This is a genomic window from Achromobacter sp. JD417 (assembly GCF_041879325.1).
GTDB classification, from domain to species: Bacteria; Pseudomonadota; Gammaproteobacteria; order Burkholderiales; family Burkholderiaceae_B; genus Achromobacter; species Achromobacter mucicolens.
The window spans coordinates 1495428-1509767 of record NZ_CP087159.1; the positions used below are offsets into that span (position 1 = coordinate 1495428).

General features: G+C 63.9%; 13 protein-coding genes. 7 read left to right on the forward strand and 6 right to left on the reverse strand.

What is annotated here, in order from left to right:
* Positions 1-6 precede the first annotated feature (6 nt).
* Genes sdhC through LN047_RS06905 form a run of 6 tightly spaced genes read left to right on the forward strand, consistent with a single transcriptional unit; the run spans position 7 to position 4936 of the window.
* Positions 7-420 carry a succinate dehydrogenase, cytochrome b556 subunit gene (sdhC, locus tag LN047_RS06880; protein ID WP_056322086.1) on the forward strand — a complete coding sequence of 138 codons (414 nt, stop codon included), beginning with the start codon at positions 7-9 and terminating at the stop codon, positions 418-420.
* Positions 421-804, forward strand: coding sequence for a succinate dehydrogenase, hydrophobic membrane anchor protein (gene sdhD / locus LN047_RS06885; protein WP_056567857.1), 384 nt, complete (start codon positions 421-423; stop codon positions 802-804).
* Positions 805-807: 3 nt separating this feature from the next.
* Positions 808-2586: a succinate dehydrogenase flavoprotein subunit gene (gene sdhA / locus LN047_RS06890; protein WP_056322092.1), complete on the forward strand. Its 1779-nt coding sequence runs from the start codon at positions 808-810 to the stop codon at positions 2584-2586.
* Between the two features lie 18 nt (positions 2587-2604).
* Positions 2605-3321 (forward strand): succinate dehydrogenase iron-sulfur subunit, encoded by a 717-nt coding sequence (locus LN047_RS06895; protein ID WP_056322095.1) that lies wholly within the window; start codon positions 2605-2607, stop codon positions 3319-3321.
* A 24-nt stretch (positions 3322-3345) separates the two neighbouring features.
* Positions 3346-3606: a succinate dehydrogenase assembly factor 2 gene (locus LN047_RS06900; protein ID WP_056322097.1), complete on the forward strand. Its 261-nt coding sequence runs from the start codon at positions 3346-3348 to the stop codon at positions 3604-3606.
* A 19-nt stretch (positions 3607-3625) separates the two neighbouring features.
* A complete protein-coding gene (locus LN047_RS06905) occupies positions 3626-4936 on the forward strand; it encodes a citrate synthase (RefSeq protein ID WP_056322100.1) in 1311 nt (436 codons plus the stop codon).
* 95 nt (positions 4937-5031) lie between these two features.
* On the opposite strand, the gene LN047_RS06910 is transcribed toward LN047_RS06905, so the two are convergent.
* The 4 genes from LN047_RS06910 to LN047_RS06925 form a co-directional block, all read right to left on the reverse strand.
* Positions 5032-6072, reverse strand: a complete 1041-nt coding sequence (locus LN047_RS06910; protein ID WP_373981390.1) for a fimbrial protein — start codon at positions 6070-6072, stop codon at positions 5032-5034.
* Positions 6072-8642 (reverse strand): fimbria/pilus outer membrane usher protein, encoded by a 2571-nt coding sequence (locus tag LN047_RS06915; protein ID WP_373981391.1) that lies wholly within the window; start codon positions 8640-8642, stop codon positions 6072-6074. Before LN047_RS06915 ends, LN047_RS06910 begins: the two co-directional genes overlap by 1 nt.
* 138 nt (positions 8643-8780) lie before the next feature.
* Complete coding sequence (locus LN047_RS06920) at positions 8781-9518, reverse strand: fimbria/pilus periplasmic chaperone (RefSeq protein ID WP_280003696.1); 738 nt, start codon at positions 9516-9518, stop codon at positions 8781-8783.
* 79 nt (positions 9519-9597) lie between these two features.
* A complete protein-coding gene (locus tag LN047_RS06925) occupies positions 9598-10137 on the reverse strand; it encodes a fimbrial protein (RefSeq protein ID WP_063952709.1) in 540 nt (179 codons plus the stop codon).
* Between the two features lie 170 nt (positions 10138-10307).
* Between LN047_RS06925 and LN047_RS06930 the strand changes: the two genes are divergently transcribed.
* The gene (locus LN047_RS06930) at positions 10308-11420 is read left to right on the forward strand and encodes a hypothetical protein (protein ID WP_373981392.1); all 1113 of its coding nucleotides are present in this window, start codon (positions 10308-10310) and stop codon (positions 11418-11420) included.
* 10 nt (positions 11421-11430) lie between these two features.
* On the opposite strand, the gene LN047_RS06935 is transcribed toward LN047_RS06930, so the two are convergent.
* Together LN047_RS06935 and LN047_RS06940 are read right to left on the reverse strand one after the other, a co-directional pair.
* Positions 11431-11883, reverse strand: a complete 453-nt coding sequence (locus LN047_RS06935; RefSeq protein ID WP_373981393.1) for a DUF2214 family protein — start codon at positions 11881-11883, stop codon at positions 11431-11433.
* 100 nt (positions 11884-11983) lie between these two features.
* Complete coding sequence (locus tag LN047_RS06940) at positions 11984-14284, reverse strand: NADP-dependent malic enzyme (RefSeq protein ID WP_056322119.1); 2301 nt, start codon at positions 14282-14284, stop codon at positions 11984-11986.
* Between the last annotated feature and the right edge of the window lie 56 nt (positions 14285-14340).

Sequence of the window (14340 nt, forward strand, 5' to 3'; positions counted from 1 at the left end):
GCCGTCATGTCCGACACCGCTGCCAAGCCACGTCCGCAGTTTCGCAATATTGGTATTGCGCAACTTGCCAGTTACCGCCTGCCCCTGGCCGGCAAGCTGTCCATTCTGCACCGCGTCAGCGGCGCGTTGTTGTTCCTCTGTCTTCCGTTGGTCATCCTGCCGCTGTTCGCGGCCAGCGTGGCCGCGCCCCAGACGTTCGCCGCCGTGGCCGCGTACGCCGGCAACCCGATCGTCAAGCTCGTTTTCCTCGTCCTCGTGTGGGGCTACCTGCACCACTTCTGTGCGGGCATCCGTTACCTGATGCTGGATCTGCACATCGGCATCGACAAGCAATCGTCCAAGAAGAGCGCCGGCGTGGTGTTCGGCGTCAGCCTCGCGCTGACCCTGGTGTTTGCTCTCAAACTGTTCGGAGTGCTGTAAATGGCCGCCGCTAAAAACTACGGACCCAAGCGCCTGGTCGTCGGCGCGCACTATGGCGTCATGGACTTCATCATCCAGCGCATCACCGCCGTCATCATGGCCGTGTACACGCTGGTGCTGCTCATCGGCATCCTCATGATGCCTGCCTTCACGTACGAGCACTGGACCGCGCTGTTCAATTTCTACGTGGGCGTTCTTCCGGTTGGCCAGATCCTGGCCACCCTTGCATTCATTGCGCTGGCCTGGCATGCCTGGATTGGCGTGCGCGACATCTGGATGGACTACGTCAAGTCGGTGGGCGTGCGCCTGCTGCTGCAAGTGCTGACGATCCTCTGGCTGGTCGGTTCGGTCGTTTACTTCGCGCAAATCCTCTGGAGCATTTAAGCCGTGGTCTCTGTCATGAAATCCCTGCCGCGCCGCCAGTTTGATGTGGTGGTCGTTGGCGCCGGCGGAGCCGGCATGCGTTGTTCGCTGCAACTGTCCCAAGCGGGGCTGTCCGTTGCGGTGCTCTCCAAAGTGTTCCCCACGCGCTCGCACACCGTTGCCGCGCAGGGCGGCGTCAGCGCCTCCCTGGGCAACATGAGCGAAGACAACTGGTACTGGCACATGTACGACACCGTCAAGGGTTCGGACTGGCTGGGCGACCAGGACGCCATCGAATTCATGTGCCGTGAAGCCCCGAATGCCGTTTACGAGCTCGAGCACTTCGGCATGCCGTTCGACCGCAACCCCGACGGCACGATCTATCAGCGTCCGTTCGGCGGCCATACCGCGAACTTCGGCGAAAAGCCCGTCCAGCGCGCCTGTGCCGCTGCCGACCGTACCGGCCACGCCCTGCTGCACACGCTCTATCAGCGCAACGTTGCCGCGCGTACCCAGTTCTTCGTCGAATGGATGGCGCTGGACCTGCTGCGCAACGAAGCCGGCGACGTCGTGGGCGTGACCGCCCTCGAAATGGAAACGGGCGAGATCTACATCCTGGAAGCCAAGACCACGGTGCTGGCCACCGGCGGCGCGGGCCGCATCTGGGCCGCTTCCACCAATGCGTTCATCAACACCGGCGACGGCCTGGGCATGGCTGCCCGTGCCGGCATCCCGCTGCAAGACATGGAATTCTGGCAGTTCCACCCGACCGGCGTGGCCGGCGCGGGCGTGCTGATCACGGAAGGCGTGCGTGGCGAAGGCGGCATCCTCTTGAACAAGGATGGCGAGCGCTTCATGGAGCGCTATGCGCCCACCCTGAAGGATCTGGCACCGCGTGACTTCGTGTCGCGCTCGATGGACCAGGAAATCAAGGAAGGCCGCGGTTGCGGTCCGGACGGCAGCTACGTGGTGCTCAAGCTTGACCACCTGGGCGCCGACGTCATCAACAAGCGCCTGCCCTCGATCCGCGAAATCGCCATCAAGTTCGGCAACGTGGACCCGATCAAGGAACCGATCCCCGTCGTTCCGACCATCCACTACCAGATGGGCGGCATTCCGGCCAACTACCACGGCCAGGTGCTGACGCGCGAAAACGGCGAGAACAAGATCGTCAACGGCCTGTACGCCATCGGCGAATGCGCCGCGGTGTCGGTCCACGGCGCGAACCGCCTGGGCACGAACTCGCTGCTGGACCTGATCGTGTTCGGCCGCGCGACCGGCAACCACATCGTGAATTCGCATCCTGAGCGCCAGCGCGCGCACCAGGACCTGCCGCAGCAGGCCGTCGAATTCTCGCTGGACCGCATCAACAAGCTGGAATCGCGCACGTCCGGCGAAAAGACGCAAGACATCGGCAACGCCATCCGCTTCTCGATGCAGCGCCACTGCGGCGTGTTCCGCACGCTGGAGCTGCTGAACGAAGGCGTGACCCAGATCGAAGATCTGGCCAAGCAAGCCGACAGCATCTACTTCAAGGACAAGTCCAAGGTGTTCAACACCGCCCGCGTCGAGGCGCTGGAACTGGCGAACATGACCGAAGTGGCCCGCGCCACCATCAAGTCGGCCGCCGCCCGCACCGAAAGCCGCGGCGCGCATGCGCTTGACGACCACCCGACCCGCGACGACGAGAACTGGCTGAAGCACACGCTTTGGTACTCCGAAGGCAGCCGCCTGGATTACAAGCCTGTTCAGATGAAGCCGCTGACGGTCGAGTCCTTCCCGCCCAAGGCGCGTACCTTCTAAGTCCGGATTGAGCCTACTATGAGCACCAAGAGAATCGTCAAGTTCGAAATCTACCGCTACGATCCGGACAAGGACGAGCGTCCCTACATGCAGAAGCTGGACGTCGAACTCCAGCCCACCGACAAGATGCTGCTTGATGCGCTGGTGCGCATCAAGAACGACGTCGATGACAGCCTGGCCCTGCGCCGCTCGTGCCGTGAAGGCGTGTGCGGTTCCGACGCCATGAACATCAACGGCAAGAACGGCCTGGCCTGCACCACGAACCTGCGCGAACTGAAGGAACCGATCGTCCTGCGTCCGCTGCCTGGCCTGCCGGTCATCCGCGACCTGATCGTGGACATGACGCACTTCTTCAACCAGTACCACTCGATCCGCCCGTACCTCATCAACGACACGCCGCCGCCCGAAAAAGAGCGCCTGCAGTCGCCCGAGGCGCGCGAGGAACTCGATGGCCTGTACGAGTGCATCCTGTGCGCGTGCTGTTCCACTTCCTGCCCGTCGTTCTGGTGGAATCCCGACAAGTTCGTCGGCCCGGCCGGCCTGCTGCAAGCCTACCGCTTCATCGCCGACAGCCGCGACGAAGCCACCGGCGAGCGCCTGGACAACCTGGAAGACCCGTACCGCCTGTTCCGTTGCCACACGATCATGAATTGCGTCGACGTCTGTCCCAAGGGACTGAACCCGACCAAGGCGATCGGCAAGATCAAGGAACTGATGGTCCGCCGCACGGTCTAGTTTTTGTGTATTTGAGGTGTACGAATGAGCAGGCTGACTGAACTGGAGCGGGCGCGACTGCGTTGGCGGGCGCGCCGCGGCCTGCTCGAAAACGACTTGATCATCACCCGGTATCTGGATGCCCACGAAGCTGAGCTTACCGATGATGACGTGGCCGCATTGACCCAGCTTTTCGAGATGGGAGACAACGATCTTCTCGATCTGCTGCTGGCCAGAAAGGAACTCGAAGGCGAATTGGACACCCCCAAGCTTCGGGCGATTATTGGCCAGATGCGCTCGCTCTGATTAATTGAGAGGAATAAACATGAACCTGTCTGACAAAAAAGCCACTCTATCCTTCTCGGATGGCAGCGCACCCATTGAGTTCCCTGTCTACAAGGGCACGGTCGGTCCGGATGTGATCGACATCCGCAAGCTGTACGGCCAGACGGGCATGTTCACGTTTGACCCCGGCTTCATGTCGACGGCCGCGTGCGAATCCGGCATCACGTACATCGACGGCGACAAGGGCGAACTGCTGTACCGCGGCTACCCGATCGAACAGCTGGCCGTGAACTGCGACTTCATGGACATCTGCTACCTGATCCTGAACGGCGAACTGCCGAACCAGGAACAAAAGGCCGATTTCGACTCGCAAGTGACCCATCACACGATGGTCAACGAGCAACTGCACTTCTTCCTGCGTGGCTTCCGCCGCGACGCTCACCCGATGGCCGTCCTGACGGGCCTGGTGGGTGCGCTGTCCGCGTTCTACCACGACTCGACCGACATCACGAATCCGCAGCATCGTCACATCTCGGCCATCCGCCTGATCGCCAAGATGCCGACGCTGGTTGCGATGGCGTACAAGTACTCGCAAGGCCAACCGTTCATCTACCCGCAAAACGATCTGTCCTACACGGGCAACTTCCTGCGCATGATGTTCGCCACGCCTTGCGAAGACTACAAGGTCAATGAAGTCGTCGAGCGCGCGCTGGACCGCATCTTCATCCTGCACGCCGACCACGAGCAAAACGCGTCGACCTCGACCGTCCGCCTGTGCGGCTCGTCGGGCACCAACCCGTTCGCGGCTATCTCGGCTGGCGTGGCTTGCCTGTGGGGTCCGGCTCATGGCGGCGCCAACGAAGCTTGCCTGCAGATGCTCGAAGAACTGCAAGCCAACGGCGGCATCGACAAGGTCGGCGAGTTCATGGAGAAGGTCAAGGACAAGAACTCGGGCGTGCGCCTGATGGGCTTTGGCCACCGCGTCTACAAGAACTACGACCCGCGCGCAAAGCTGATGCAGGAAACCTGCAAGGAAGTGCTGGCTGCCCTCGGTCTGGAAAACGACCCGCTGTTCAAGCTGGCCATGGAACTGGAACGCATCGCCCTGGAAGATCCGTACTTCGTGCAGCGCAAGCTGTACCCGAACGTGGACTTCTACTCGGGTATCGTCCAGCGCGCCATCGGCATCCCGACCTCGCTGTTCACGGCCATCTTCGCGCTGGCCCGCACGGTGGGCTGGATCGCCCAATGGAACGAAATGCTGTCGGATCCCGATTACAAGATCGGCCGTCCGCGCCAGCTGTTCACCGGTTCGGTCACGCGCGACGTGCCCCCGATGGACAAGCGTTAATTCGCAATGCGCATCCGGAAGGCAACGCCTTCCGGCAAAACGCCAGTCAGCCCTGCGCCGACTGGCGTTTTTATTTGGCGGCTACGGGTGGGAGGCTACAGGTAGTTCATCGTGAAGGTGACTGCCGAGTTGGCCGAGCCTGGCGTGACCGTGGCGCCGGTTTGGCGGTATCGGGCGCGCAAGGGGATTTTGAAGCTGCCGCCCGTTGCGCTGTTGTAGCCGGCAAACGGCAGTTTCGTTCCCAGCACGGCCGGATTTCCGTCGGCGTCCAGCAACTGCACGCCGACGCCCGTCGCCGTTGAAGTCGCGTCCAGGCCAATGACTGCGTTTGCGGCGTCCACGATGGGCGTGGCGGCATCGATCTGGTAGTGAATGGCGCTCATGCCTGCTGGGCAGCCGTTGAGCGAAATATCGAACCTGACAAGCTGACTGGAAGCGCCCGCGCCCGTGAATACCGAAGCCTGGGGCGTCCCGAGGGATACGGAAACGTCGGGCGTGGTGCAGGCCTGCGACATCAGCAGCACCGCCATGGTGACAAACTGGATCTCCAGGCCGGGATCCTGGCTGAGCATGCTGCCGGTTTCATTCGAGAACGATGCCGCGCTTGCAATGGTTGTCGGCGGAACGACGCCGGTGGCGACGGGGCCGGTCTTGACGAACATCGCACGTAGCTGCCCGCCGTTGGTGGCCGTGCCTTGCATGTTGCATCCGCGGGATCTCCAGGTCCGGTTGAGGGCCTGGAATGCCGCCCATCCGCAGCCGTTGACGTAGGTGCGGCCGCCGATGATGATGCCCAGGCCGTCGACCCCTGTCGCATGGACGTCGTAGGTGATTCCGTCAACCACCTTCGTCTGACCTGCGCTGGGAATAAGGGTGTGCAGTCCTGTCCCCGTGCCACTGTTTCCGGAGACGCTGCAGGTGAACCAATCGGTAGTGGCTCCGGTTGTCAGCCAGTCGGTAAGGGCCGTGCCGATGGCCGCATCCCGGGGTATCGTGATGTGCGGCGGCGTGTTCACGGAAACCGCGCTTATCGTCTGGGTGCAGTTCGCGACGGCCCACGAGGTCGTGGAGCCCAGCAAGGCAAGCAGCCCGAACGCCGCGCGCAATATGGTTTTGTTCATCAGTATTTCCATCATCAGTTTTTGGCGATCCGGCTTGGCGCCGTCTTTTCGCAGAGCAGTCCGCTCGCCTGGGGCAGCGAGGCATCCTTGAGACGCTGCTCGGGCAGGGCATAGCCAAACGAGCAAGCTTCGCCGTTGTTCGCGCCCCATTTCACGGTCAGGATGCCCTGCGTGTCCTTCAACCCGCGCGCAAGCACGCGGCCGCCCTGCGCCACGACACCCACGCTGTTTCCGTCGGCGTCCTGCACGTCGGCGCCAAAGGGAAGGGGCTCTCCGCCGCGCGTGGCCACCGTCAGCAGCGCCGCGCTTCCCACGTTTTCGGTTTCGAAGGTCAGCCGAACCACCGCGCCGGCGGTGGGGGCCACCTGTTGTTCGGTCGCCTTGAGCTCGACATTCAGCGGCAGCCCCTTGGGATCGAGCTCGATGCCGTTCCTGGCATAGGGCGTCAAGGTCGATACGATCGCGCGGCCTTTGGAATCCAGGCGCACCCCGGTGCTGTTGAGCACCCGCGCGCCCGCCGCGTCTTTCGCCTCGACGATTGCAACCGTTTCGCCGGTGACCGGCGTCATGACGACGCCGCCACCGTAGGCCACGACGCCGCCGGAAATGCCGCCGCCGTATTGGGTGTAGTTCGAACTGGTGCTGGCGCTGGCCGACACGGCCGTGACGGGCGTGATGTAGGAGGCGTTTGCTGCAATGCTGGTGTTGGCCGGACCGTTGGACGACACGGCGCGCCCGGCGCTGACGCCGTAGTTGAACGCGTTATCCGCGCCGAGCGAGCCCGCCACGGATTGCTGGACGCTGCTGGATCCATCCGAACCCTTTTGCATGCTGGTCGACGCATAGACCGGATTCTGATTGCGGCCGAGCGGAATGCCCAGGTTGAGCATGACCTGGTTGTCCCACTTCTGCGTTCCCACGTTGAGTTGGCGGGTGGCCGAGACGCTGTAGTTCACGCGCTTGTAGCTGTTGCTGTAGGCCGCCTGGATCTGCGTGTCGCGGCCGGGCCTGTCCCAGTAATCCTGGGTCGATCCCGTGAAGTGCAGGGATCCATAGCCGGCCGGCAGGTTCTGGTTGATCGTCGCCTGCAGACGGCCTCGCTGCGTGCCATATTGGCCCGCACCTTGCCCCTGTTCTTGCCGGGATCTCAGTTCCATGGCGTCGGCCATGCTCAGGTAGCCGCGGGTGGAGTAGCGGTAGGCGGCGAGCGTGAGGCTTGTGCGAGTGGGCTCCAGAAACTTGGAGTAGCTCAGTTTGACGCTTTGCCCAGTGCGGTTTTTTTCTTTTGGCAGGCGCGTGGCCGCCTGGGTGACGTCCAGGCCAAACGCGCCGAAATCGGTGTTCAGCGCCGCGCCGCCCAATACGGCGCCGTAGCCCTGGGCCCCGGTCAGGCCGCCATAGGCGGTCACAAGATTGTTGATGCCGTGCTGCACGGTCGCTTGCGCCATCAGGGGGCGATCGGCCGTCTGCGGCGTGCGGTACTGGCCTGCGGTGACGCTGTAGCGGGTCACGCCCGGGCGCAATGAATTCACCGCGCCGGAGAAAGGCACCCGGGACACCAGCACGCGGCCGTCGGCTTCGTTGACCACCATTTCCAGGTCGCCGCCGTAGCCGGTGGCGTACAGGTCGTCGATGATGAAAGGACCGGGCGCGACGGTGGTTTCGTAAATGATGTTGCCGTTCTGGCGCACCTGGACGCGCGCGTTCGTGTTGGCGATGCCGCGCAAGGTCGGGGCGAAGCCGCGCTGCGATTCGGGAGACATGCGATCGTCGCTGGACATCTGCACGCCGCGAAACCCGACGCTGTCGAAAGTCGATCCGTCCGTGAACGCATCGCCAATCACCAGCTGGCTCTTCATGCCCGTGATGTTGCGCCGCAGATTGGTCTGCACGCTTTGATATTGCAGGCCGCTCTTGCTGCCATGGGTTGCGCTGCCGGAGTGGCGCAAGCGCCAGGGACCCACGTTAGCGCCGGCATTCAGGCCCGCAAAGCTCTGGGTCGACGCCTTGCCATCGGCGCGAGAGGTGTAGAAGTTGGCGTTGTAATTCAACAGCGCGGCGGGCACGCCTTCGTCCCAATGCTTGGGGTCCACGAAACCGCGGCCCTGCCGGACCAACGAGGCCTGCGGCACCGTCACGTTCAGCCGCTGTTCGCCCGCATCGAACTGCGCGCGCGCTTCCTTCACCAGGTCGGTCAGCGCGACGCACTGGGTGCCGTTCAGCAGTTCGGCACGCGCCGCGTCGATCTTGGCAAGGTCGATGCCCACCAATTCCACCAGCGCCGAGTCGAAACAGGCCTGAAGCGGCGCGTTCGCGGACGAAGGTTTGCCGATGCGCACGTCGGCGCGCCCCAGCCAGCGGTCGTTCACCTGCACATCGAGGCGATAGGTGCCGGGGATGGCGCTGTTCGAGCGCGAGAACTGACTGACGTCCACGTCCGCACCGCTCAGGAAGGCATCGTTGAACTCAACGTCCGCATTCAGGGCGGCGAGTTCGGTGGCGCCGTCGGCCCAGGCAGTTGCGCTGAGCAGGCTTAGCGTGATCGCGGCAAGCGCGAAATGCGGCGTGGTGGCGAGACGTTCCATGATGGGCAGGTGCGTGTTCAGGCGCGGCGCTGCCGGCAGGCGGATGCCGGCCGATCGCGCCGCCCTGCAGGCGTCGGGTGATGGGTTGGTGAGCGGACAGCCGGCCGGTCGGTGCGGGCCGGTAATGCTTAGGTCGCGCTAGGCGGGGCTGAGGGCGCGGGCGCCTTTGACTGCGCCGCCGTGGTCATTCAGGAAGCGGTACGAGACTTCGGCATTGGCGCCCTGGATCACGTCTCCTGCCAGAGGCAGGATCTTTTTTTCGCCGGGGGCAAGCATGTCGCCGTCGGTGAACTTGGCGCGCTTGCCGTTACTGGCCACGTTCACTTCGATGAAGGTGACGTGGTACGGCGTGGGGTTGGTGGCTTCGATAGCGTTGCGATTGCCGGACCGGACCAGGCGCCAGCTGACTTGCGAGGGCGCGTCCTCGGCCTTGCCTTTGAGTCCCGCGGGGCGATAGAACAGTTTGATCCGCGACCGGAATGCCATCTGCAGGAGGTTCTGGCTGGCTTTGTCCTTGGGCGGAATTTCCAGCACGTTGAGCCAGAACACGGACTCCTTGTCCTGAGGCATCGGTTCGCCCGTGTGCATCAGGCGCAGGGTCTGGCCCTTGCCCTGGTCGATGCGGGACACGGGCGGGGTCACGATAAAGGGCACCTGGATGGACCCCGGCGCCGCCTTGGCGTCGCCCGTGTCGATCCAGGTCTGGGTGAGCGCGGGCTGGTCGCCCTCGTTCTTGAGCTTGACGTTGACTTCCGCCTGGCCGGCCTCATAGACGATTCGCGTGCTGCCAATGACGACGGATGCGGTTGCCGGCGCGGCGGCGAAGATACAGCCTGCCAATGCTCCGGCTGCAAGAGCTACGTTGAATGGGTTCATCGGTTTCCTCGGACTGTAAATGGGGGCTTGACTACTGATCCGGGCGGCTGCAATCGAGCGCAAGGCCAAGCCGGGCGGCTTATTGATAAATGATGGTGTATTTGGCAGTGGCGTTCACGTTGCCCGCGCCTGCCTGGCCGAGCGCGAAATACTGAGCCTGGTAATGAAGCGTGGCCTCGCCGTTGGCCAGGGAGACGGCCTTGGAGTTCTGGGCCTCGTCGGCGACGGTGACGCTGATGGGCGTTGCGTCGCCATTCAGGAGGCGGATCTCGACGTTGGCTGCACCCCCTGCGGCGATCGTCAGGTTGCCGGTGGCGGCATTGCCGTTGGCGCCGGGTTCGAACAGGGTGTGGACCATGCCCGTACCCGGGGTGCATGCGGTCAGGCGGATGGTGAAGGGCGTGGTGCCGGCCGTTTGGCCCGCGGCCGTCAGTGAATCGACGCCGACCGTGGGCATGAGCACGTTGAAGTTCTTGCTGCCGGTGCCGTTGCCGTCGATGGTGCACGTGTTGGCGGATATGGCGCCCGTGAAATTGATCGTGCCGTCCGAGGCAAAGGCCAGCTGCGACGTGGAAGCGAGGGCGCCGATGGCCAGCGCGATGATTACTTTGGATTTCATAAGTTGATGTCTGTCAAATGGGCTGAAATGCAATGCGCCGACGGTGCTTTTCAGAGGTTTATGGCGTACTTCTCGGCGACATGTGTGATTACAGTCGGTCCGAGAAGTGGTGTCTTTAATAAAATTCTGATAATTCGCCAGAGAGTAATTTTGCGGATAGCATCACCGCCATGATTCCGATAGCACTTCCCAGCGCCAGTTTTTTCATTCTGCTCACGGCCGGCTTTTTCGCCGGCCTGTTGTTGTTGGGCTGGGGCGTCGCCCTGGCGGCCAGCGGCCGCGCCCGGCACACCGTTCGCAAGTACTGGAAGACGTCCATCGTGCTTTGCCTGGCGCTGGCCGCGCCGTTCAGCTTCTATGCGTGGTTCCAGGCAGTGATGTGGCAGGTGGGCCGGGACATCGATCGCAAGCAGGCGGCGCTGCGCGTCACGTTGCAGGAGCCCGCCGTGGTTGGCGGCGTGGAGATGCCGGCGGGCACGCGCCTGACGCTGAAGGACGAGGGCAAGCTCGACACCTACGTCGAGGCCAGTTTTCCGCAAGCGGTGCAGATGCTGGGCGTGCAGGCAACGTCTGCACGACGCTACCTGGACACCGAGTACGAACCGCAAACCTATGCCACGCTTGGCCGGCACCCGCGCACGGTCATCCTGCGGGGCGCGGGCGTGCAGACCGTGCAAGGTTGGGGGTGCGACGGCGCACACGACATCGAGTTCGCCGTCGAACCGGACGGCGCCATGAAGGCGTTCGAACAATGCGTGCTGGCGCCGGGCAACGAGGCCGCGGGCCTGGCCATCGCGGCAGGCACGGCGTTGCGCGGATCAAGCGGCACGGTCTACACGGATGGTTCGCGCGACGCCGACCGCTGGCGGCTCGAGGTGGAAAGCGAGGCAGCCGTGCCGCTGTACGGGCTGTTTCTCAGCCGGCCCACGCTCTATCTGGATGCGTCGCGCAACGTATTGCGCGTCACGGACGCGGAGCTGGCGTGCCGCACGCAGTTCGGCGGCCTGACGTACCCCGCCGGCACGCAGTTCAAGACCGCGCGGCGGGGCACGGGGGAGGATCGTGAACCGTACCCGGGCGTCCTGGTCTTCAGTCCTTGGAACGGGCAGGCCGCGGTGCGGCCCGGCCACGAGGACGTGCCCGAAGGCATGTCCGTGATGCATACGCCGCAAGGCGAGTTCATCAAGATCGTCAGCAACGAAGCGGCGGGTGTGTTCCGCTTTGACACATTCGTCGTCGACGGCAAGGAGCCGGCGCGCCCGGCGCGCGCCCGCTGCCCATAGCCCCCGGGCATCAGTAGCCGATGCCGCGCGCCATCAGCACCGCGAAGAGCGGCAGGAAGACGAACAGGTGCGAAGAAATCATCACCCAGCGGCGCGCGCGCTTGATCTCGGGCAGGGCCGGGACGAACTCCGGCTGCTGGCGCCGTTGTTTTGCCCAGCGCAGGAAGGACAGCGTGGGCGGAATGGAACAGAGCGCGATGACGACAAAGAGCGAAATCTTGGCGTGGAACCAGGGATTGCCCATGTAGAACGCGGCGCCCTTGGCGCCGGCGGTCAGCCGCAGCACCCCGGTGACGAGGACGAGGACTGCGCTCACGCCATAGAGGCGGTCGTAGACGATAAGACGCTTGACGCCGGCGGGCGTCAGGTCGGGCCGCAGCAATACGGCTTCGGCGGTCAGCACCACCACCAGAACGAAGATCGCCAGGTAGTGGAACCAGGCATACATTGCATCGGCCAGCATGTCGTCTCCAGGTAAAGGTCAAGCTAGGTTTTACCATCCAAAAAAGAAAACGGGCGCCCCGTTTGAGGGGCGCCCGTGAGCGTGCAGCCAGAGGGTGCGATCAGCGGCGGCGCTTCTTGGCTTCTTCCGCGGCTTCCTGCTGCGCATCCACCACGGCCAGGGCCGTCATGTTGACGATGCGGCGCACGGTGGCGCTGGTGGTCAGGATGTGCACGGGACGCGCGGCGCCCAGCAGGATCGGGCCCATCGCGACGCCATTGCTGCCGGTCATCTTCAGCATGTTGTACGTGATGTTGCCGGTGTCCAGATTGGGCATGACCAGAAGGTTGGCCGGGCCCTTCAGCGTGCTGTCCGGGTAGGCCAGGACGCGGATCTTTTCGGACAGGGCGGCGTCGGCGTGCATTTCGCCGTCGACTTCCAGGTCAGGGGCACGGTCTTGCACGATCTGGCGCGCGGCGGCCATCTTGCGCGACGATTCCGTGATGCGGCTGCCGAAGTTCGAGTGCGACAGCAGCGCGATCTTGGGCACCACGCCGAAACGCAGCATTTCGTCGGCAGCCTGGATCGTGATGCTGGCGACTTCCTCGGCCGTCGGGTTTTCGTTGACGTGGGTGTCGGTGACGAACAGCGTCTGGTCGGGCAGCATCAGCACGTTCAGGGCGGCGTAGGTCTGGCCTTCCTTCTTGCCGATGATTTCGTCGATGTACTTGAGCTGGTTGTCGTACTTGCTGGCCACGCCGCACAGCAGTGCGTCGGCATCGCCACGGCGCAGCAGCATCGCGCCGATCAGCGTGTTGTGCTTGCGGATCATCGCCTTGGCGATGGCCGGCGTCACGCCTTCACGGCCCTTCAGCTGGTAATACGCGTTCCAGGTTTCGTTGAAGCGGCTGTCGTCTTCGGGATCCACGATCTCGAAGTGCTGGCCGGCGATGAGGCGCAGGCCGGCCTTCTGGATGCGCATCTCGATGACGGCGGGGCGGCCGATCAGGATCGGGAACGCCAGCTTTTCGTCGGCAACGGTCTGCACGGCGCGCAGGACGCGCTCGTCTTCGCCGTCGGCGTAGATGACGCGCTTGGGCGCCTTCTTGGCCTGGGCGAACAGCGGGCGCATCAGCTGGCCCGAGTGGTACACGAAGCCCATCAGCTTCTGGCGGTAGGCCTCGATGTCTTCGATGGGACGGGCGGCAACGCCGGAGTCGGCGGCGGCCTGCGCGACGGCCGGCGCGATCTGGACGATCAGGCGCGGGTCGAACGGCTTGGGGATGATGTACTCGGGACCGAACGACAGTTCCTGGCCAGCGTAGGCGCGGGCCACTTCATCGTTCTGCTCGGCCTGGGCGAGGTCGGCGATGGCCTTGACGCACGCCAGCTTCATTTCCTCGGTGATGCGCGAAGCGCCGGCATCCATGGCGCCGCGGAAGATGAAGGGGAAGCACAGGACGTTGTTGACCTGGTTCGGGTAGTCCGAACGGCCCGTCGCGATAATGCAGTCGGGGCGCGCGGCCTTGGCGACTTCGGGGCGGATTTCGGGTTCCGGGTTGGCCAGGGCCAGGATCAGCGGACGGTCGGCCATGGTCTTGACCATGTCGGCGGTCAGCACGCCGGCGGTCGAGCAGCCCAGGAACACGTCGGCGCCATTGACCACGTCGGCCAGCGTGCGCGCGTCGGTCTTTTGCGCGTAGCGCTTCTTGTTGGCTTCCATGTTCTCGTCGCGGCCGTCCCAGATGACGCCGCGCGAGTCGACCACGAAGATGTTTTCGCGTTTGATGCCCAGGTGAACCAGCAGGTCCAGGCAGGCGATGGCCGCGGCGCCGGCGCCGGAGCAGGCCAGCTTGACCGAGCCGATGTCCTTGTTCACGACCTTCAGGCCGTTCAGGATGGCGGCCGACGAGATGATGGCGGTGCCGTGCTGGTCGTCGTGGAAGACGGGGATCTTCATGCGCTCGCGCAGCTTCTTCTCGATGTAGAAGCACTCGGGCGCCTTGATGTCTTCAAGGTTGACGCCGCCCAGCGTGGGCTCGAGCGCGGCAATGATGTCCACCAGCTTGTCCGGATCGTTTTCCGCGAGTTCGATGTCGAACACGTCGATGCCGGCGAATTTCTTGAACAGGCAACCCTTGCCTTCCATCACGGGCTTGGCGGCCAGCGGACCGATGTTGCCCAGGCCCAGCACAGCGGTGCCGTTGGTGATCACGCCCACGAGGTTGCCGCGCGACGTGTACTTGGAGGCGGCGTCGTCGCCCTGGTCGAAAATGGCCATGCAAGCCGCAGCCACGCCGGGGGAGTAGGCCAGGGACAGGTCGTCCTGGTTGGCCAGGGTCTTGGTCGGGGTGACCGAGATTTTGCCGGGAGTGGGATAGGCGTGGTAGTCCAACGCCAGTTTGGTGAGAGTTTCGTCCATGGGATCGGGGCCTGAAAGGGCTAACGGAAAAAAAAATAGGGATGCAAAAGGCGGGC

Bases quoted from the DNA above. Each gene is read 5' to 3' on its own strand.
- sdhC (WP_056322086.1), top strand. From the start codon at position 7: ATGTCCGACACCGCTGCCAAGCCACGTCCGCAGTTTCGCAATATTGGT.
- sdhD (WP_056567857.1), top strand. From the start codon at position 421: ATGGCCGCCGCTAAAAACTACGGACCCAAGCGCCTGGTCGTCGGCGCG.
- LN047_RS06895 (WP_056322095.1), top strand. From the start codon at position 2,605: ATGAGCACCAAGAGAATCGTCAAGTTCGAAATCTACCGCTACGATCCG.
- LN047_RS06900 (WP_056322097.1), top strand. From the start codon at position 3,346: ATGAGCAGGCTGACTGAACTGGAGCGGGCGCGACTGCGTTGGCGGGCG.
- LN047_RS06905 (WP_056322100.1), top strand. From the start codon at position 3,626: ATGAACCTGTCTGACAAAAAAGCCACTCTATCCTTCTCGGATGGCAGC.
- LN047_RS06910 (WP_373981390.1), bottom strand. From the start codon at position 6,072: ATGATGGAAATACTGATGAACAAAACCATATTGCGCGCGGCGTTCGGG.
- LN047_RS06915 (WP_373981391.1), bottom strand. From the start codon at position 8,642: ATGGAACGTCTCGCCACCACGCCGCATTTCGCGCTTGCCGCGATCACG.
- LN047_RS06920 (WP_280003696.1), bottom strand. From the start codon at position 9,518: ATGAACCCATTCAACGTAGCTCTTGCAGCCGGAGCATTGGCAGGCTGT.
- LN047_RS06925 (WP_063952709.1), bottom strand. From the start codon at position 10,137: ATGAAATCCAAAGTAATCATCGCGCTGGCCATCGGCGCCCTCGCTTCC.
- LN047_RS06930 (WP_373981392.1), top strand. From the start codon at position 10,308: ATGATTCCGATAGCACTTCCCAGCGCCAGTTTTTTCATTCTGCTCACG.
- LN047_RS06935 (WP_373981393.1), bottom strand. From the start codon at position 11,883: ATGCTGGCCGATGCAATGTATGCCTGGTTCCACTACCTGGCGATCTTC.
- LN047_RS06940 (WP_056322119.1), bottom strand. From the start codon at position 14,284: ATGGACGAAACTCTCACCAAACTGGCGTTGGACTACCACGCCTATCCC.